Below are 20,458 nucleotides of genomic sequence, written 5' to 3'. Positions count from 1 at the left end.
AAAGCCGCTGATGACAGCGGCTTTTTTTTGTCATTTTTTATTAGAAATGATGGAATAACGAACCGAACAGATTGTCAGTCACGTTATGTAAAGAGGTTGGTAATGAAACCAGATCAGCTAAAGAGCCACCATTTGGATTAGGTTCACCTACAGCGATGCTATGGCTGCCAGTGACTGGACCGAGAACAGAATTTAAAATACTGTCAACGCCCGTATGGGTCATACTATTGGTACCACAGCCACAATCATCTCCACTTCCGCCTGCATTGATGGAAATAAGCTCACCCACATTGCCAAGCAAACCTCCCTCGCTACTGAACAGACCATTTACAGTGCTTTGTAGGCTGTCAAGAGATAGATTGCCACCAATCACATTTTGGATTGGCTGAGCAATGCCAGTGAGTAGGTCTCCACCAATAATGTCAGTGATTGAGCCTAAAGGACCGCCGTCACCGCCACCGATTCCACCAGTAATACCACCAATGATGCCAGTCACTGCACCTAGAGGACCGCCGTCACCGCCGCCAATTCCACCTGTGATACCACCAATGATGCCAGTCACTGTGCCTAGAGGACCACCGTCACCGCCGCCAATTCCACCTGTGATGCCGCCAATGATGCCAGTGACTGCACCGAGAGGACCGCCGTCACCGCCGCCAATTCCACCTGTGATGCCGCCAATGATGCCAGTCACTGCACCAAGAGGACCGCCGTCACCGCCACCGATTCCACCAGTGATACCACCAATGATGCCAGTCACTGCGCCTAGAGGACCGCCATCACCACCACCAATTCCACCAGTGATACCACCAATGATGCCAGTCACTGCGCCTAGAGGACCGCCATCACCGCCACCAATTCCACCTGTGATACCACCAATGATGCCAGTCACTGCACCGAGAGGACCGCCGTCACCGCCGCCAATTCCACCAGTGATGCCATCAATGATTCCAGTCACTGCACCGAGAGGACCGCCGTCACCGCCAATGATGCCACCGACATCAGTGAGGTCGCCTGCAATATGCTGAACAAGACCGCCAGCTGTTGAGCCATTGGTAATCAGTGTGCCAATCACACCCGTTGCAGAACCAACTGCACCGCCAATGTCAGCCCCAGCAAGGTCGGAAATGGTTTCAAGTGTGCCGTTTACGGTGTCACGTGATGTTTCAAAGGTGAGCGTACCGAGGTTGGTCAGATCAACAATAGGGTGTACCTGAGGGAAGATGCCGCCGATGGCGCCACCCACAGTCTCGATGCCTGTGTTGATGATTTCAGTTTTAAGGCTTTCCACGCCCTGAAGCACATCAATGCCTGTCTGGATCACGCCAGTGACAGGGTTGTTGCCGAGGTCGCCACCCGTGATGCCACCAATAATTCCAGTGACTGCACCGAGAGGACCGCCATCACCACCACCGATTCCACCTGTAATACCACCGATGATTCCAGTCACCGCGCCTAAAGGCCCGCCATCACCACCACCGATTCCACCCGTGATGCCGCCAATAATTCCAGTGACTGCACCTAAAGGACCACCGTCACCACCGCCGATTCCACCTGTGATGCCGTCAATGATTCCAGTGACCGCACCAAGAGGGCCACCGTCACCACCACCAATTCCACCTGTGATGTCACTGATGATTCCAGTGACTGCACTTAAAGGATCACCGTCACCACCGCCAATTCCACCTGTAATACCGCCGATAATTCCAGTGACCGCACCAAGAGGACCACAGTCACCACCGATTCCACCTGTGATGCCGTCAATGATTCCAGTGACCGCACCAAGAGGCCCGCCATCACCACCACCGATTCCGCCAGTGATGCCACCGATGATTCCAGTCACCGCACCAAGAGGATCACCGTCACCACCACCAATTCCACCTGTGATGCCACCGATAATTCCAGTGACCGCGCCCAAAGGACCGCCATCACCACCACCAATTCCACCTGTGATGCCACCGATAATTCCAGTGACCGCGCCCAAAGGACCGCCATCACCACCACCAATTCCACCTGTAATGCCACCAATGATTCCAGTGACTGCGCCCAGAGGCCCGCCATCACCGCCGATGATGCCACCGACATCAGTGAGGTCGCCTGCAATATGCTGAACAAGACCGCCAGCTGTTGAACCATTGTTAATCAGTGTGCCAATCACACCCGTTGCAGAACCAACTGCACCGCCAATGTCAGCCCCAGCAAGGTCGGAAATGGTTTCAAGTGTGCCGTTTACAGTATCTCTTGATGTTTCAAAGGTGAGCGTACCGAGGTTGGTCAGATCAACAATAGGGTGTACCTGAGGGAAGATGCCGCCGATGGCGCCACCCACAGTTTCAATACCTGTGTTGATGATTTCAGTTTTGAGGCTTTCCACGCCCTGAAGCACATCAATGCCTGTCTGGATCACGCCAGTGACAGGGTTGTTGCCGAGGTCGCCACCCATGATGCCACCAATGATTCCAGTCACTGCACCGAGAGGCCCGCCATCACCACCATCGACTCCACCTGTGATACCACCGATGATGCCAGTCACTGTACCAAGAGGACCACCGTCACCACCGCCAATTCCACCAGTAATGCCGCCGATAATGTCAGTGACTGCGCCGAGAGGCCCGCCATCACCGCCACCAATTCCACCTGTGATGCCACCGATAATTCCAGTGACCGCGCCCAAAGGACCGCCGTCACTGCCACCAATTCCGCCTGTGATGCCGCCAATGATGCCAGTCACTGCGCCTAGAGGACCGCCGTCTCCGCCGCCAATTCCACCTGTGATACCACCGATGATGCCAGTGACTGCACCAAGAGGACCGCCGTCACCACCACCAATTCCACCTGTGATACCACCGATGATGCCAGTGACTGCACCGAGAGGACCGCCGTCACCGCCACCGATTCCACCAGTAATACCACCGATGATGCCAGTTACTGCGCCTAGAGGACCGCCGTCACCGCCGCCAATTCCACCTGTGATGCCGCCGATGATGCCAGTCACTGCACCCAGAGGACCGCCGTCACCATCACATCCGCAGTCACCATTCACTAGGCCACTGATGGTGTCGGTAATAATTTGAATAGGATTACCCCCGTCACCGCCGATTACACCGCCAATCGTACCAGTAACGATTTCAAGTGGATTACCACTATCTCCACCAATGACGCCGCCGATTGTACCTGTGAGAATATCAAGAGGATTACCATTACCCAAGCTATATGTAATGTTGCCAATACTGGTTGCTGCGCCATCAACCGCACCCATTGCTGTGCCCAATACACCTGTACTGTCAGCATCACCAGTAACGAGAGTCACCAGATTTGTTGCTGGCGTAATCAGGTCACCATTTCCTACGGCATTTAAGTCGAGCACAGAAATTGCGTTGCCTGAGAAATTAATTGGAATGGTAATTTGTGTCAGCAAGCTTGCGCCATCTCCCACACCGTTACCGATGCCATAGTTATGGTCGCCATTACCCGATGCAATACCACCAAGTACACCACCTGTGCCATTGCTGCCTGTATTGTTCTCAGTGTTGTTATTCTCAAAGGTATTGTGAGTGGTTGTCCCTGCATTGTTGGTTGAGTTTGCAGTTGCGGTTCCAAAGAGTGAGATTGCATTTCCTGAGAAATTCACTGGTATCGCAATTGGTGCCACAATGCTGGCATCATCTGCAACCCCATTGCCAATACCATAGTTTTGTTCGCCATTGCCCGCAGCAGCACCATTCAGTAATCCGCCACCCAATCCACCTCCTGCTCCACCAGTACCGTTGTTGCCACTGTTGTTGGTACTGTCATTGTCCTGAAAATGGTTGTTGGTGGTGGTTGATGAATTGTTGACAGAATTTGATGTTGCATTGCCAAAAATGGAGAATGCATTACCTGATGCATTAACTGGTGTGGTGATTGGCATCACGATACTGGCATCATCTGCAATGCCATTGGCAATACCATAGTTGTGTTCACCATTCCCTGCGGATACACCGTTTAATGCACCGCCACCTGTGCCACCACTGCCGCCATTGTTGCCACTATTGTTGGTGGTGTCGTTGTCCTGATAGTAGTTTGTCGTTGTGGTGGATGAGTTGTTGACAGAGTTTGATGTTGCGTCACCAAAGATGGAGAACGCATTACCAGAGGCATTCACAGGTGCGGTAATCGGCGCGACAATACCTGCATCGTCAGCAATGCCATTGCCAATCCCGAAATTGTGTTCACCATTGCCTGCGCCAACACCATTGAGCAGGCCACCTAAACCACTACCTGTGCCGCCGACACCACCACTATTGCTGTTATTGACGCTGTCATTGTCCTGGAAGTAGTTTGTGGTCGTGGTTGATGAATCATTGACTGAGTTGGAGGTTGCGTCCCCCAGGAAAGAGAATGCATTGCCTGAAGCGCTGAGTGGGGTGGCGATTGGCATGACAATACTGGTGTCGTTGCCAATTCCGTTGCCAATGCCGTAGTTATGGTCGCCATTGCCTGCTGCTGCGCCATTGCCCCAGCCACCAATACCATTCCCAGAAATTTCACCAAGCCCTGTACCATTGTTACTGTTTTTGGTGGTGTCATTATCTTCAAAGTGGTTTACGGTGGTGGTGGATGAGTTGTTGACCGAGTCAGAGGTTGCATTTCCTAGTCCAGAGAATGAGTTGCCCAGTGCATTTGCTGGCATGGTGACTGGCATGACGATACTTGCGTCATCGCCATTGCCGTTGCCGATTCCATAGTTATGCTCACCATTGCCTGAACCAAAACCATTCAGTAAACCACCAATGCCATTGCCTGCCGTACCGTCAACCCCAGAACCGTTGTTACTGTTATTGGTGGTGTCATTGTCATAGACATTGTTGGTTGTGGTGGTGGATGCATCGTTATGGGATGAATTGTGCGCATTGCCAAATGCGCTAACCTCATTACCCAGGGCATTCATTGGTGCTGTAAATGGTGCAGTAACATCAGCATCATCGCCGTTGCCATTACCGATACCGTAGTTCTGCTCACCGTTGCCCGCACCAAAGCCATTGACCAGACCACCAATGCCGTTACCCGCATCGCCTGTTCCATTATTGCTTTGGTTGGTGGTGTCATTGTCATGAACGGTATTTGTGGTGTTGGTTGTGGCCACATTATGTGAGGTATTGCCTGCACCCTCACTGGTTGTACCGAACCAGGAAACACCATTACCCATTGCATTGACTGGTGTTACGATTGGAGATGTCCAGCCAACATCATCGCCGTTACCATTACCAATGCCGTAATTGTGTTCACCATTACCCGCCGATACACCATTGAGTAAACCACCACCAAGACCATTGCCTGTATCGCCACCTACACCGTTATTGCTGTTGTTGATGGTGTCATTGTCATAAACAACATTTGAGGTTGTGGTTGGTGCGATATTGGTTGAGGAAACGCTGTTGTCATCGCAATTATCGGCATTGCCAACGGAATTGCCAAAGATATGGACAGGGGAGGTAACAGGTGCCGTAATGTCAACATCATCACCATTTCCGTTGCCGATACCATAGTTTTGCTCGCCATTGCCCGCAGCAGGGCCGTTGCCCCAACCATCAATACCATTGCCTGTGTTGCCACCAGCACCATTGTTGCTGTTGTTGGTGGTGTCATTGTCGAGTACGAGGTTCGATGTTGTGGTTGGTGCGGTATTGACTGAGTCAACATTACCGCTGCCTACGCCTGCAAATGAGTTGCCCAGTACCTGAACAGGTGTCGTCCACGGTGTGGTGATGCTGGCATCGTCACCGTTGCCATTGCCGATACCGTAGTTGTTTTCCTCATTGCCTGCTGAAACACCATTTAACAAACCGCCATCGGTGCCATTGCCTGTAGCGCCAACGCCATTACTGCTGTTGTTGGTTGTATCGTTGTCTTCAACAATGGTGGTTGCGGTTGTTGGTGCAGTGTTGACTGAGCTGACATCACCACCACCAATCCCTGCGATCGAGTTACCAAGTGCCTGGAATGGGGCGGTTACAGGCATGGTGCCGTCAACATCGTCGCCGTTGCCATTGCCAATCCCGTAATTTTGTTCACCATTGCCTGCCGCAGGACCATTGCCTAAGCCGCCAACGCCTGTATTTCCAACACCTATCGAATTATTGCTGTTATTGGTGGTGTCATTGTCCTGAATATGTGTAGTGGAGGTTGTTGCTGATGTATTGACAGAATTAACATCGCCACCGCCAATGATGGTGGCTGCATTTCCTACCGCCTGAACAGGGGTCGTCCATGGCGTTGTGATATCAACATCGTCACCGTTGCCATTGCCAATGCCATAGTTATGTTCATCATTGCCTGCTGAAACACCGTTTAATAAACCACCACCATTGCCATTACCCGCCGTACCAAAACCATTGTTGCTGTTGTTGATCGTGTCATTGTCTTCAATGAGTGTGCTGGAACTGGTTGAGGTGTTGTTCACAGAATTGACATCGCCGCCGCCCACTCCCGTAATGGCATTGCCTACCGCCTGGAATGGGACGGTGACTGGCATGGTGGCATCCACATCATCACCATTGCCACTGCCGATTCCATAGTTTTGTTCGCCATTGCCCGCCGCAGGGCCGTTGCCCCAGCCGCCACCATTGCCATTGCCTGCACCACCTGTACCGTTGTTACTGTTATTGGTGCTGTCATTGTCCTGGATATGGGTGGTAGAGCTTGTGGTGGCTGTATTAACTGAGTTTATATCTCCTGCACCAATCGCAGAAATTGAGGTGCCCACAGCCTGAACAGGTGTGGTCCATGGTGTGGTGATGCTGGCATCGTCACCGTTGCCATTGCCGACACCATAGTTATGTTCACCATTGCCTGCTGAAACGCCCGTCAGTAAACCACCACCATTGCCATTACCCGCCGCACCAGCACCGCTATTGCTGTTGTTGGTTGTGTCATTGTCTTCAATGATGACCTGAGAAGTGGTGGGTGCAGTGTTGATCGCATGAGTACCACCACCAACGGCAGAAATTGAACTGCCTACGGCATCAAATGGCATGGTTAGGGAAGGTGTGAGATTGACATCATCACCGTTACCATTGCCAACGCCATAATTGTGATCACCATTACCTGCCGCCGCGCCACTCAATAAGCCGCCACTGCTGCCATTACCAGCAGTACCTGTATTGCCATTATTGGTGGTGTCGTTATCGTGGAGCAAAACGGAGGAACTGGTTGAGGTTGTATTGATGGCTGGTGTTGTGCCTGTGGCTGGATTGTTGATTGAATGGAAAGCTGTTGTGAAAGGAAGAGGGAAAGTGAGACCGTAACCGTTACCTACACCAGCACCATAGTTCTGTTGACCATTACCTGCTGAAATTCCATTTAATAAGCCTTGCCCGCCGTTAAGGCCACTATTTGTAGTGACTGTACTGCTATCGACCACCACGTTATTCGTCGTGTGAGTTATAGGTGTAGTCGTTGTTTGGCTATTGCTATTAGAATGAAAGAGGATGCCTGTAATTGGTGATAAAATACTTTTAAATAACATATCGATATACCTATAATTATTGGAGTTTTGTTTTATTTACTTCTAAATAATTATGTGACTCCTGTCTCATAATTTAATCAATAGTATTTATTGGTTATCTATTTATTGTCAATATGGTTATTTTTATCACGATATTTTTATATTGTTTTGAAGTTTAAATAAATCAAAAGCTTATATTTGATTAACGATATATTTAATTTAGGCGGGATATATGCAAAGGTCATCAAGAGGCAGGGAAAATACTGGGTTTTAAGCCATTAACAATCTATTTAGTTAAATTAAAATAATTTTATTATGTTGAAATTAAATAAGAAAAGAATGTGAAAATGGATATTTTTATTGTTTCTAATAAACAATTTATAAGCCTGTATTTGAATTGAAAATAAATGTTTCGTTTATGTATGCAGATTTTTAGGCAGAAAGTGTTGAATCTATAATCAGTTAAACTTGTTTTGAGCGAAAGTTGTTATCAATTGGAAAAAAATGCGTATAATGCCCTCCATCAAATACGCGCTCATAGCTCAGCTGGATAGAGCACTTGGCTACGAACTAAGGGGTCGGGAGTTCGAATCTCTCTGAGCGCACCAATTTGATTTATCGAAAGATAAAGATTGAAAAAAACCGCTTAAATGCGGTTTTTTATGCCTTATGCTTTTGCCTTGATTTTCTGCACAAACACCGCATTACCGCCAACTGCTGGCAATACGTCATGATACGGCAGGCTTCGCATTGCCCTGAGTAAAAATGGCGCTTTTTCATCAATTTTCATGCTGGTGGTCATTTTAAATAAAGTACCCTGATTAAGCTCGGTAAATCCCATCTGGCCTTTAATAAAACGCAAGTCACCGCCATTGGCATAAAAATTATTTTCAGTGGCATTGGGATAATTAAAATGCAGTTTAAAGGCAAATGGAATATTAATGACACCTAAGCCCACATTGACCTGAATATCTGCATCCTGTCCCTGATTCTGAATGGGGGTGGTCACCACCTTTTTGATTTGCCGAGGGAATAAATCCTTATAGGCCAATGGAGTGAGCCATTTCTGTAGCTGTTGTGGTGTTTGTTTATAAAACTGATAGGTGGTGGAAAACCGCATGGCTTCACGTCCATGCGTGTACATGATAGTGGTTGGAGCATGCAGAAAGCTAACGGGTTGCTGTGATGTCTGGCTGAGCTGGGCGATTTTTGTGAGCTGGGCTGCATTGAGTTGAGGGCTTGGCATTTGCCCGCCATCAAGTGGAGCAGTGTTTTGTCCAATAAAACGGGTTCTTAAAGCCTCTAGAACAAAGGCGTTGCCAGTGCTGGGAACTCCAAGCTTGACCTCAGGAATCGCGTTTAAAATTTTCTTTAAAATAAATCCTTTCGGTTGGTTGAGGTCACCCCACTGGGTTAATGTCACCAGGGTCCGATGCTCATCCAGCGCAAACCATTCCAGTTTTCCGACGCCATAGGGAATGGGGGCGTCAATGACCAGACTGGCGATGCTGTTTGGCTTGATCTGGTGTTGCAGGGTGACATCCTCATTGAAATTGAGTACGGGAATTGGTGTTGGAATTGAGACCTTGTATTTCACCTGTACGATATTGCCCGACTGTTCAATGGTCTTGGCTGATTTTAAGGTTGGAAACAGCCCCACGTAATGACTAAAGTCCGTCAGCGTTTTCGCCACGTGTTGTGTATTGGCGGGAACGATGATGGCGGCGGAAGTAAAGCTGACACTGGGTTGAGGATTGCTTTTCAGGGTGGGTACCGAGGTTTTTACCGCAGGGTGGCCATAAATAAAAATAGTGTCCTGTGTATAACTGGCCAAGAGCTGTGGATTGTTCTGAAAAGGCTGCAAGGCACTTGGGATATTGTCTGTCCATGTAATGATTTGAGTAAAACCAATTTGACTGATCCCGAATAAAATACCTGTACATAGCAGGCGGGTAAAATAAGACATCACATTCCTTTGATTTTTTATAAGTGACTGAGTTAGAAATTCAGCATTTCAATCTTGATCAATGCCAGTAAATTGGAAAATAGTTATAAATTTTTTTGTGTGTAAAGAATAGCCATATTGTGTAAAACAACGTCTTAGCCTCTAAACTGGTGTAATATTTACGCCTATCCATGATGAAACAAATTGAAGTCGAGCATGTCTGAACAACGTCCAGCGCTATCCCTGCGTTATTACCTGAATTTAGAAGAGTCCCAGGATGGTTTTGCTTTAGTGACCTTTGGTAAAAAGACCTTTACCCGTTTTTTAACCCCACTGATTAGTATCGCCATTATTGTATGGGGTGTTTATCTTGGTTTTTCGGGTGTGGGGCGTTACTACGTTGCATTGGGTGCCTTTTTCCTGATCATGCAGGGGCTGATGCGCTATTGGTTGCTGCCGATGTTGTTTAAACGACAGTTTGTCCGCTATCAGTTTGGCAAGAGTGAACAGGGCATTGACCTATATCAGGACCATTTTGAGCTTTATGCCACAGGTAAAAAGCAAAGTGCGCAGTATGCCGAGGTGCAGTCTTTCGCCATTGGTAAACTAACCTATATGCTGGAACTGAAAAACCATACCGTGGTGATTGTGCCAAAACGGGCGTTTACGGATTCAGCAGCGCAAAGTAAATTTGAAAATAGCTTTAAAAAATAAATAATCTTTCGCATAAATAAGGAAATGCCATGAGTATTCATCCATCAAAAATTGTTTGTGTCGGTCGAAACTATGCAGAGCACGTTAAGGAGCTGGGCAATGCCATGCCTGAGCGTCCCATGTTATTCATGAAGCCACCCAGCAGTTTAGGCACTTTGCAACAGGGGATCACTTGGAACAAGGCCTTGGGTGAATGCCACTATGAATGTGAAATCTGCCTGCAAATCGCACATCCCCTGTCTGGAGAAACAGATCGGGAAAAAGTGCTGGAGGCGGTGGGAGCACTGACACTGGGACTGGATTTAACCCTGCGTGATTTACAGGGTGAGCTAAAAGCCAAGGGGCATCCGTGGGAACGTGCCAAAGCCTTTGATGGTGCATGTATTTTGGGTGAATGGATTGAAACCGATGAGATTGGTGACCTACAGGAACTTGAACTGATCTTGACCATCAATGGTGCTGAACGCCAGCATGGTTTCACCAAAGATATGATATTTGATATTGCCGATTTATTGATTGATATTAATCAGGCATTTAGCCTACAGACGGGCGATGTGATCATGACGGGAACACCAGCGGGTGTAGGTGCTTTACAGCCAAATGATCAACTCACCCTAAAACTGATTACCCAGTCTGGGGAATATGACTGGAATACTTTTGTCCGACCATAATTATGCATTTGCAACATGCTGAGGGTTAAGATTGCAAATATCAGCATGTTGTCATGTGTATAAGAAGTCATCAAAAATGAAATATATTTTCTTCGTCTTCTGTTTGGTTAATAGCTCTGTATTTGCCCAGGTGGGTACAGCAAGTCTCTATGCAGACCGTTTTCAAGGGCAGAAAACCACCAGTGGGGAACGTTATAATCCCTCACAGGCAACGGCTGCACATTCCAGTTTGCCATTGGGTACCAAGGTGCAAGTGACCAATCTGGAAACCAATAAATCGATTGTGGTACGGATCAATGATCGTGGCGCATTTGGTCGCCATTTGATTGATTTATCAAGATCTGCCGCACAGGAAATTGGCTTAACTCCCAAACAGGGAGCCTGTAAGGTAAAAATTAAAGTTTTAAAATAAATATCTGAAAGCAGCCAATGACTCACCTGCTAAAGTCATTGGCTATGCAGATTTATTTCGGTTCCGTTGACATCTCAAAGATGGTTGAAAGGGGAATAGACAGTTTAGCCGCCAAATAGTCGTTGCTTTCAATCAGGGCGGGGCCAAGTCGCTCCATCCATTCATCATCCTGATGCACATTGAAGACATCAGGGCGTAAAGGCAAGGGATAAGGAAGAGCGGTAAAGAAACTCCAGAAATCAACCTGTGCCAAATTCCGTACCAACACATATTCATCCTTGTCTGTGCGCTTGATGAGATTTTGATTTTCAAGTTGCAGGACATAAGCAGGTAAACGCCCCAATTCACCACGACCAATAATATCCAGCAGTTCCGTTTCACTGACACTTTCACCGATTTGCTGTTTTTTATAAAACAGCTCCAGCATGTCGAGTAACATCAAGATTGGGTGGCGCTTTTGCTCCTTGCCTGAATGAAATGCAGTGAGGGCATAGCTGACTTCCACACCCAGTAAGATGATGTTCCAGGACAGATAGATCCAGAGCAGGAAAATGGGAACGGCAGCAAATGCACCATAAACAATTTCATAGCTGGTGAAGTTGCTCATAATCCAGCCAAATAGACGTTTCAGGGTTTCGAAAACCGTTGCACTGAAACAGGCGGCAATGACTGCTGAAAAGATCGGGACAGTGCGGTTTGGAATGGTCCAGTATAAAATGAAGAAGCCAGCAATCGTAAGTAGAAATGAAATCAACCATAAGATTAATGAACCATTGAGTTGATAGCCTGCAAAGTTGTTGCTGAGAATGTTCATTGAGGCGACAGTTGAGGAAAGTACAAACGCACTGCCTAAAATGATTGGGCCCAGTGAAATAATGGTCCAGTAACGCATAAAGCCAATCAGGCCTGTACGGGTTTCCTTGACCCGCCAGATACGATTGAAAACGGTTTCAATCGAAGACAGCATCAATACGGTGGTGACAAAAAGAAACAGCACCCCAATCACGGTGAGGTTACTGGATTTCTCGGTAAATGCGTTCAGTGCCTTATCAAAGGCAATGGTGCTTTTAGGCAAAAAGTTGCTGTAGATCAGTTGTTGCAGTTGTTGTCGGGCAGGTTCCAGTGCCTTGATGGAGGAAATGATGACCAGGAAAACGGTCAGCATGGGAACAACGGCAAACAGGGTGGTATAGGTAAGGGAACCCGCCTGTTCCTGACAGCGATCAGCCTTGAAACGCCGTAACACAAATACAATAAATTGAAACCATGTTTTTTCTAAAAAAGGCAGTTTGTTTAGATATCGTTCGAAGATCATGGGTTCATCCTATTGTTTTAATCAAGATCCTATGCATTTCACAGGACTTATTACCGCTAAAAATATAAAAAATATCGTATAGTGTTCTTTTTAACAAAATTATTGAAAGTGATGCAACCTTACGTTCTCGTTCTCTATTACAGTAAATATGGTTCAACCAGACAGATGGCACACCTGATTGCAGATGGAATTGAGGCTGCGGGTGTCACTGCCCGTATTCGTACCGTTCCAAATCTGGCCACTGTGGTGACTGAGGCTGAGCCGAGTATTCCTGCTGAGGGAGACATTTACTGTACCCTAGATGATCTCACCCATTGTTCAGGTTTGGCGCTTGGTTCACCAACACGTTTTGGCAACATGGCCAGCGAAATGAAGTATTTCTGGGATCAAACCACCAGTTTGTGGCTGAATGGCGCATTGCACAATAAACCTGCCTGTGTGTTTACCTCTTCAGGTTCAATGCATGGTGGGCAGGAAAGTACCTTGCTGAGCATGTTACCGCCGTTATTTCATCATGGCATGATGATACTGGGCTTACCCAATTCAATCCCTGCATTATCCAATACCAAAACAGGCGGCACCCCCTATGGTGCAAGCCATGTCAGTGGGCCTCGCCATGACCAGGGTCTCAGTCAGGATGAAAAAGTCCTGTGTGAGGCGCAGGGCAAACGCCTGGGCGAAGTGGTTCAGGCTTTGGCTGGTAAACTTTAGCTCAGGGAAAGCCGATATTGCTGGCCCAGTTTCACCAATTTCCAGAAAGTTAGATTGTCAGTTGGGTAGGGAATCGCGGGTAAGTTTGGATTGAGCAGTTGTATTCTGTTTGTATTTCCCTTTTCTGAGATCAACACTGCATAAACATAATCCAGTAAATTAGTTGCGGTAAACACCTGTTTATAGGCATCCTGAAGTTCTGCGTTCTGGTTGGCAAAACAAACCCGATGTGGCTGTTGTTCTGAAATAAGGCTCAGGCCTAAGGTTTTTTCAATCTGGGTAACCATATCAAGATTGAGTTGCAGTGGTGATAGGGATAGAAACAGTTGATCAGTTTTAAAATACTGTGAATTTCCATGTGCTGTTTCCATTTGATAAATTCCCCCTAGTCTTAGATGAACTATAAAGGCTTCTATTCAAGATTGGCAATTCAATTGAATGGATGACAATTTTAAAAATAAAAATGGGAGCATCAGCTCCCATCATGTTTATTTGGTTATTTGCCAGTCATAGATTTTTCTACGGTAGGCATACCACATCATCCATAGCCCAATAATAATCATTGGGAAGCTTAGGATTTGCCCTTTGGTCATCCAGCCAAACAGGATAAAGCCCTGATCTGCATCGGGTTGGCGGAAAAATTCCATAAAGAAGCGTGCCACACCATAGCCCATTAGGAATAAAGCTGAAACTGCCATACGTGGACGGGGCTTTGAGCTAAACCACCACAACACGATAAACAGGATAAGGCCCTCACATAGTGCCTGATAAATCTGTGACGGGTGACGAACCAAGCCCAACGGGTCTGTTGGGAAAATCATGCCAAAAGGATAATCAGGATTGGTTACCTGACGGCCATATAGCTCACCACCAATAAAGTTGCCGATACGACCGAACATCAGACCTGTTGGTACACAGGGTGCAATAAAGTCCAGTGTTTGAAACCATGTTTTTTGGTATTTCCGACACCAGAACAGCATGGCGATCATCACACCAAGGAAGCCGCCGTGGAAGCTCATGCCCCCAGTCCAGACCTGAAACAACCACAGTGGGTTTTCCAGAAACTTGCCGAACTCGTAAAACAGGACATAGCCCACCCGACCACCCAGTACCACACCCAAAGCGCCGTAGAAGACCAGGTCGGACACCATGTCGGCTGTCCAGCCATCACGCTGTTTGGCTCGGTAAGATGCCAAGCCCCATGCACATAAAAATGCCAAGAGATACATCAATCCGTACCAGTGTACCTTGACTGGCCCTAAACTCAGTGCCACTGGATCAATATTTGGATAGGTCAGCATCGCTGTTCCTCAATTTAGAATTTGAAATTAAGTTTTGAGCAGATTGTAGCGGAATGATGTGAAAAATGTTGTACATTCAATGTGAAAGTCAGCAGACGCTAAATGAGTGAAAACAGGATCAATGTGTATTGTCGCTTTTGCATGGCATGTGCTGGATAATATGCCACTTTGCCTCATTTCAAACCGTGATGAGTTTTACCATCGTCCCAGTGCTCCTCTGCATCAGTGGGAAAACTGCCCGATTGTGGCAGGGCAGGACTTGCAGTCGGGTGGAACATGGATGGGCGTGACCGCAGCAGGTCGCTGGGCAATCGTGACCAACTTCCGCAATGGTCGGGACAAGAACCAGTACAGCACTTCACGTGGACACCTGATTCAGGACTTTCTGGAAAGTGATTTGGCTCCCATCCGCTTTGCACAAATGCTGGAACAGAAGCAGCAGGACTATGCGGGCTTTAACCTGTTTGTGGGTGATCGTGAACAGGCGGTGTATATGAGCAATCGTGGTGAAGCGCCACAGGTTCTGGCCAATGGCGTCTATGTCGTCTCAAATGGCTTAATGTCTGAAGACTGGCAGAAAACCAGACATCTGCGTAAACGCTTTACCCAGGAGTTTTTACCCATGCTACAGCAACCCCAAGTCTCGGAATTGGATCTAGAGTCTGCGGTCTGGGACATTCTGGAGGATGAACGGAAAATCATCCCAAATCTATTGCCAGATACAGGCATTAGTCAGGAAATGGAAGCGTTGCTGTCCTCGACTTTTATCCAAAGCCCGATTTATGGGACACGCTGTTCAAATTTTTTAAGGCTTACATCTGAGCAATGGCAGTGGCTGGAAAAGTCACAACAGGGTGAAGATCAGGGAAATACTGTGGAAAGGAATATTGATTTGCTGAAATAACAAATGCCGACATAAGGTCGGCATTTGCATTGAACAATCTGGTCTATTTGGTGGTTGTAGTCTTTTTCTCAACCGATGGCAACACATCCGCCGTGATATAGCCAACACACGCGCTAAAACCATTGTTATAGTTGTTTAGCACCGCTGTTTTTACATCTGCTGGAATCTTTGAACTGTCGCCTGGATGTTGGAAATTGCTCATGATATAGGTCCAGCCGTTGACAGAATCCACCGCATGTAAACCTGTTGACTCCGCACCTGCTGGGGTGGAAAGAATACGGTCCAGCGTCTTGTTATCGACATTGTATGCCCATAGGAAGTTATTGGTATGGTTACCACTATCTTCACCAATAAACAGGGTGCGCAAGGTTTCAGAGAACTTCAGGTTGTCTGGGCTGGCAATGTTGTTTGGATCAGCGGTGTTTTTCAGTGCATCTTCCGCAATGTCTGTACCAATCAGCAACATATGGCTTTGGGCAGGTACCCATTCACTGTTGATCACGCCGTTCTGCTGGTCAACCTGACTGCCTTTAAGGTCATGGGCAAGCACGCCACCTGCCTTAATGGTTTTCTTGAATTTCACATTATATGATTCAACCCAGGCTGAATTTCCGCCAATCATGGAATCCTGAATATTTGCCAGCGCGGAATAAGCCACTTTATCCTTGATATTGACTGTGGTGCCTTCCATCTTGGTAAACGCCATACTGCCGCCTTTCAGCGCCGCATAACGGTGAGTTTCAAGGAACGCGGCAGCCAGTTCAATCTCAGCCTTGCTAAAGCCGTTGTTGGCTTCCTTGAGTTTTACCCAGAGTGATTTTCCATCCAGCACAATCTTGGTATAGCCTGTTGCATCAGCAGGCTCAGCTTTCAGGCTTTCCATAATGTGTTCAGCCTTGATGCCACGGACATTGACTAGGTCTTCAATGGTCTTGCTGTTGGTCTGACCGAGCTTGATCCACTTGATGGCAGCGGTAGAGCTTTCGTTTAGCTCAGAGGTGTACTTGGCCACATACAAGGTCCCCGCAGATAGGTCTTTTTCCTTATCTGCAATGAACATGAAGAAACCGCCATTGGTAAAGTCATCACCCATGATCACGGTACGATTGTCTGGCATCACCTGAATCAGTTCATGTGAGATACGACCCAGACAGTAATGTTTAACCGCCTTTGCACGTCCCTTGCCATCAAGGATGATTTCTGGCAGATGACCGTAGTTATAGGCATTTGCAGTATTTTCATTGCCATACAGGTTTTTACTATATGCTTTGAGCATTGCGAGATCTGAACCGATTTGGTCAAATGCATCAGGCTCATATTCTTCACTGGAAAGGTGAGTATTCCACGGAGAAAGGCTAGCACCACAGGTGATCCATAGACCATGTACTTTGGACATATCGACATTATGGTATTTCTTCAATGCCAGATGACCCGTCTTTTGATCCTGATCCAGCGTAAGCACCGCAATTGGTGATGGCAACTTGCCGTACATACTTTGATTTGCCAGATTTTTAGTGGTGTATTCAAACTGAACCACATGGAATACAGGGTTGGTTACACCTGAAACACTTGCGCCCTCAAGATAAATCAGCGATGAACCATCAGGAGAGTCAGAGAAGAACTGGCGTGTCTGAGCTGGAACTGAGCTGTCCTTGATTGGCTGGTTGTTAATATCGTAGTAACTACCCGCAATAATCTTGCCACCATCAATGTTGTCAACTTCCGCACCTGTACGGAAAAACTCCTGATAACCCAGTTTGTACTCGGTGGTTGTATTATCATCCCAGGTAATGGTGAGGCCTGACTTGACCGACGTGGTAGCCATGTCCGCAGTGGTTGATGGCGCCGCCATTGGGGTGAATTTGGCATTCTTGAATTTAGCCAGTTTAGGCGGGGTAACAACATTATTGTCATCATCATTGCAACCCGTTAACACGGCTGCTGTGCTCATTGCCCCCAATGGTAAAAACGGAACACCCGCGAACCATTTTAAAATATCACGACGACTTGGCTGATTGGTATTGGCTGTCATAATAAATCCGTATCTTTAATTAATGGTAAATAAGTCCTGATAGATTCTATGAATGACAGATGACATTTTTTTGACACTTTTAAGGCAGTTTAAAGACACTTTTCTATGTGAAATCAAAATAATATAAAACTGCAATAAAAATGAGGCCAATGATAGGCCTCGATTCTTGTCGTATTTTTATCTCAGGTAAAAGCTATTCTTTTAGCTATTTTCATTTTCAAGTTTGCGTTTTTCCAGTAACTTTCCTAACAACAGTCCTAACTCGAACAGCATCCACATCGGTACCGCCAGCATGATCATCGACAAGGCATCGGGTGGGGTTACAAACATGGCAATAAAAAAGCAGCCCACCACAATAAAACGTCTTTTTTCAATCAGGCTTTGCGTACTGACTACACCAATCAAAATAAGCACCAAGGTAATAATTGGAATTTCAAAGGTGAAACCAAATACCAGAAATAGCTTTAGACAGAAACTCAAATAACTATTGATATCTGTCATGGGCGCTACAGTTTCAGGCGATACGCTAATAAAGAAATGCAGAATGGCTGGCAAGGTAATGAAGTAGGCAAAAGCCACCCCTAAATAGAACAGCACAATACTGCCCAACAACAGGGGAATGGCTAAGTGGCGTTCTTTCTCATATAGCGCAGGCCTGATAAATGACCAAACCTGATAAATGATGTAGGGCATTGCCAGCATAAAAGCGACAAACAGGTTTAGCTTAAAGGGGGCCATAAATGTCGCCGTGACATCTGTGGCGATCATGGTTGAAGTGGCTGGCAATTGCTGCCTTAGCGGTTCAGACAGCCATTGATAGGTTTGGTTTCTAAATGGCAATAAACAGAAAAATAGAAAAATCGTCACCCCAACGATCTTAAACAGGTATTGGCGCAACACAATCAAATGCTGCATCACAGGCATTTGTTCGAGGTTTTCAGCACTGACTGAAGTGGAGGGCAACTGGCTCATACGGCAATCTTTAATTCTGTTTCAAAGGTATTGGTCGATTGATTTGACTCAGGCTGTTGAGCCAATAATGCTTGATATTGAACACTGAAAGGGAGAACAGCCTGCCTGGAGTGAGGCGTGTATTTTGCTGGACTTTTGGCTTGATGCTGTACCTGTTCAGGTTCAGTTGCTGCCTGAGTATTTTTTAGCTCATCCAGCTGTTTTTGCACTCTACGTTCGAGTTCGGTAATTTTCTCAATCTCTTTTTGCATTTCTTCCCGAAACTCGGAAAGTTTTAGCTCACGATCAATCTCATTCTGAACGTTGTTGATAAACTTCTTGATTTTTCCATACCACTTCGCCACAAAACGCGCAGCTTCAGGGAGCTTTTCAGGACCGAGCACCAGCAATGCAATCACGGCAAAGCAAAATATCTCGGTCATTCCCAAATTCAGCATAGTGATGCTCGCTTAGCTTTTAACTGAGCTTTCAGTATTTTTAACCTGGGCATCAATGGTGCGAGGTTCATTTAAAGATGCTGCCGCCTCATCTTCTTTGATTGATTTTTTAAAGTCTTTTACTGCACCGCCCACATCTTTGCCGAGGTTTTTAAGCTTTGATGTACCAAACAGTAAAATGACTACAATTGCAAAAATCAGCACATGCCAAATTGATAAACCCGCCATAATGATATTCCTCTAAAACTTTGGATATATCTCAACAGTTTGGCATGACAGGGATGTGACACTTATATTGCAGTTTTGCGACAAGAATGATGCAAAATGATTTTTATACGAAAGGGAAAGAATGAGGAGAAAGAAGCCTGAATATGCGGTTCAGGCTTCTGTAGAAATTAGATTAAACTCGCTTTAAATAATTGCATTGCCTGACCACGGTGGCTGATTTTACTTTTCTCTTCCTTGCTGAGTTCCGCACTGGAAAGATTGAGTGCAGGCAGCCAAAATAGGGGATCATAGCCAAAACCATTTTCTCCACGGGCAGCTTCTAAAATCTCACCTTTCCAGATGCCCTGAAAGATTTGTGGCAGTGGGTCTTCTGCATGAGTCACCAGCGCCAGAACACAGACAAACATGCCCTCAATCGCTTCACCCTCTTTGCGGAATGGTACAAGGTCAGTCAAAAGCTTTTGGTTATTGGCAGCGTCATTGCCATGTTCGCCTGCATAACGTGCGGAGTAAATGCCAGGTGCACCACCTAAAATCGGCACACATAAACCTGAATCATCAGCAATCGCAGGTTTACCCGAAATTCTGGCTGCATGACGTGCCTTGATCATGGCATTTTCCACAAAGCTCAAACCATCTTCGACGGCATCTTCAATGTTGAGTTTTCCTTGGGGAATAATTTCAACAGGCAGATTGAGTTGCTGAAAAAGATGTTCAAATTCCGCAACTTTACCTTTGTTATTGCTTGCCAGCACAAGACTGCCTTGATTGAACCAGTGAGGAGTAGACATTGTAAAAATCTCAATAAAACTTAATAGTGATTATACTTAATTTGGGGTATGAGATTGAGTCTTGAGAAATCAAACTCCAATCACGGTAATACCATCAATATCTTTTTCCAAAATATTTGTTAGAAATAAAATTAACTGGTCAATCATCATCATGACTTCATTTTTATATTTAGGGAATTTTTTCTTAAAAATTTTGGTTTCCTGTTTAAAAAGAAGTCTAACATCATCTCTATAAGTTAAATATTTTTTGGAACTCAAATAAGATTTATATTCATTCAGTTTTCTTAAAATTAAAATTGTTTTTTGAGTACTTAAATATGTGCAACCCCAATGAGACCAAGGGCTTTCATTTTCTAGAAACAACCGTTCTATTAAGGAAAAGGCTAATTCATCAATAACAATCGAATTATGACAATTAGGATTTCGCTGCAAATCATAGGGAATAATTTGCATGTTAAGACCCGAATACACTCCATTCGAATAAGATATAACTTTAAACGATATTTTCATTCAATAAATATTTTATTAGAAAAGAATGA

General features: G+C 46.1%; 16 protein-coding genes and 1 tRNA gene. 6 read left to right on the top strand and 11 right to left on the bottom strand.

The window, feature by feature from the left end; all coding sequences use genetic code 11:
* Nucleotides 1-40: 40 nt before the first annotated feature.
* Nucleotides 41-7,507, bottom strand: coding sequence for a hypothetical protein (locus QTA56_RS08935; RefSeq protein WP_411956090.1), 7,467 nt, complete (start codon nt 7,505-7,507; stop codon nt 41-43).
* Between the two features lie 510 nt (nt 7,508-8,017).
* Between QTA56_RS08935 and QTA56_RS08930 the strand changes: the two genes are divergently transcribed.
* A tRNA-Arg gene (locus tag QTA56_RS08930) sits at nt 8,018-8,094 on the top strand.
* 59 nt (nt 8,095-8,153) lie between these two features.
* Here QTA56_RS08930 and QTA56_RS08925 read toward each other — a convergent pair.
* A complete protein-coding gene (locus tag QTA56_RS08925) occupies nt 8,154-9,452 on the bottom strand; it encodes an SRPBCC family protein (RefSeq protein WP_267980649.1) in 1,299 nt (432 codons plus the stop codon).
* Between the two features lie 195 nt (nt 9,453-9,647).
* Here QTA56_RS08925 and QTA56_RS08920 point away from each other — a divergent pair, with 195 nt between their 5' ends.
* The 3 genes from QTA56_RS08920 to QTA56_RS08910 all read left to right on the top strand — a co-directional run bounded on the left by QTA56_RS08920 (nt 9,648) and on the right by QTA56_RS08910 (nt 11,228).
* Nucleotides 9,648-10,145: a YcxB family protein gene (locus QTA56_RS08920; RefSeq protein WP_267980648.1), complete on the top strand. Its 498-nt coding sequence runs from the start codon at nt 9,648-9,650 to the stop codon at nt 10,143-10,145.
* 29 nt (nt 10,146-10,174) lie between these two features.
* Complete coding sequence (locus tag QTA56_RS08915) at nt 10,175-10,816, top strand: fumarylacetoacetate hydrolase family protein (protein ID WP_267980647.1); 642 nt, start codon at nt 10,175-10,177, stop codon at nt 10,814-10,816.
* A gap of 76 nt (nt 10,817-10,892) precedes the next feature.
* On the top strand, nt 10,893-11,228 hold the full coding sequence (locus tag QTA56_RS08910; RefSeq protein ID WP_267980646.1) for a septal ring lytic transglycosylase RlpA family protein: 336 nt from the start codon (nt 10,893-10,895) through the stop codon (nt 11,226-11,228).
* 52 nt (nt 11,229-11,280) lie between these two features.
* Here QTA56_RS08910 and QTA56_RS08905 read toward each other — a convergent pair whose 3' ends face one another.
* The gene (locus QTA56_RS08905) at nt 11,281-12,543 is read right to left on the bottom strand and encodes a YihY family inner membrane protein (protein ID WP_267980645.1); all 1,263 of its coding nucleotides are present in this window, start codon (nt 12,541-12,543) and stop codon (nt 11,281-11,283) included.
* Nucleotides 12,544-12,654: 111 nt separating this feature from the next.
* Between QTA56_RS08905 and wrbA the strand changes: the two genes are divergently transcribed.
* Complete coding sequence (wrbA, locus tag QTA56_RS08900) at nt 12,655-13,254, top strand: NAD(P)H:quinone oxidoreductase (RefSeq protein ID WP_267980644.1); 600 nt, start codon at nt 12,655-12,657, stop codon at nt 13,252-13,254.
* On the opposite strand, the gene QTA56_RS08895 is transcribed toward wrbA, so the two are convergent.
* Both QTA56_RS08895 and lgt read right to left on the bottom strand, forming a co-directional pair.
* A complete protein-coding gene (locus QTA56_RS08895; RefSeq protein ID WP_267980643.1) occupies nt 13,251-13,625 on the bottom strand; it encodes a type ISP restriction/modification enzyme in 375 nt (124 codons plus the stop codon). The two genes, wrbA and QTA56_RS08895, sit on opposite strands and share 4 nt — an antisense overlap.
* A gap of 117 nt (nt 13,626-13,742) precedes the next feature.
* Nucleotides 13,743-14,555, bottom strand: a complete 813-nt coding sequence (lgt, locus tag QTA56_RS08890; protein ID WP_267980642.1) for a prolipoprotein diacylglyceryl transferase — start codon at nt 14,553-14,555, stop codon at nt 13,743-13,745.
* Between the two features lie 121 nt (nt 14,556-14,676).
* Here lgt and QTA56_RS08885 point away from each other — a divergent pair, with 121 nt between their 5' ends.
* On the top strand, nt 14,677-15,459 hold the full coding sequence (locus tag QTA56_RS08885) for an NRDE family protein (RefSeq protein ID WP_267980871.1): 783 nt from the start codon (nt 14,677-14,679) through the stop codon (nt 15,457-15,459).
* Nucleotides 15,460-15,502: 43 nt separating this feature from the next.
* On the opposite strand, the gene QTA56_RS08880 is transcribed toward QTA56_RS08885, so the two are convergent.
* From QTA56_RS08880 to QTA56_RS08855, 6 genes are all read right to left on the bottom strand, one after another.
* Nucleotides 15,503-17,491 (bottom strand): PhoX family protein, encoded by a 1,989-nt coding sequence (locus QTA56_RS08880; protein WP_267980641.1) that lies wholly within the window; start codon nt 17,489-17,491, stop codon nt 15,503-15,505.
* A 201-nt stretch (nt 17,492-17,692) separates the two neighbouring features.
* Nucleotides 17,693-18,463 carry a twin-arginine translocase subunit TatC gene (gene tatC, locus QTA56_RS08875; RefSeq protein ID WP_267980640.1) on the bottom strand — a complete coding sequence of 257 codons (771 nt, stop codon included), beginning with the start codon at nt 18,461-18,463 and terminating at the stop codon, nt 17,693-17,695.
* Nucleotides 18,460-18,900, bottom strand: coding sequence for a Sec-independent protein translocase protein TatB (tatB, locus tag QTA56_RS08870; RefSeq protein WP_267980639.1), 441 nt, complete (start codon nt 18,898-18,900; stop codon nt 18,460-18,462). The genes tatC and tatB overlap by 4 nt, the downstream gene beginning before the upstream one ends.
* 12 nt (nt 18,901-18,912) lie before the next feature.
* Nucleotides 18,913-19,128, bottom strand: coding sequence for a Sec-independent protein translocase subunit TatA (locus QTA56_RS08865; protein WP_267980638.1), 216 nt, complete (start codon nt 19,126-19,128; stop codon nt 18,913-18,915).
* Between the two features lie 167 nt (nt 19,129-19,295).
* Nucleotides 19,296-19,919, bottom strand: a complete 624-nt coding sequence (rdgB, locus tag QTA56_RS08860) for an RdgB/HAM1 family non-canonical purine NTP pyrophosphatase (RefSeq protein ID WP_267980637.1) — start codon at nt 19,917-19,919, stop codon at nt 19,296-19,298.
* A 69-nt stretch (nt 19,920-19,988) separates the two neighbouring features.
* Complete coding sequence (locus QTA56_RS08855) at nt 19,989-20,429, bottom strand: hypothetical protein (protein ID WP_326498149.1); 441 nt, start codon at nt 20,427-20,429, stop codon at nt 19,989-19,991.
* Nucleotides 20,430-20,458: the final 29 nt, after the last annotated feature.

Source organism: Acinetobacter thutiue (assembly GCF_030385805.1).
GTDB lineage: Bacteria > Pseudomonadota > Gammaproteobacteria > Pseudomonadales > Moraxellaceae > Acinetobacter > Acinetobacter corruptisaponis.
The sequence above is the reverse complement of the archived record's forward strand: the minus strand, read 5'-3'. Positions and strand labels throughout refer to the sequence as shown.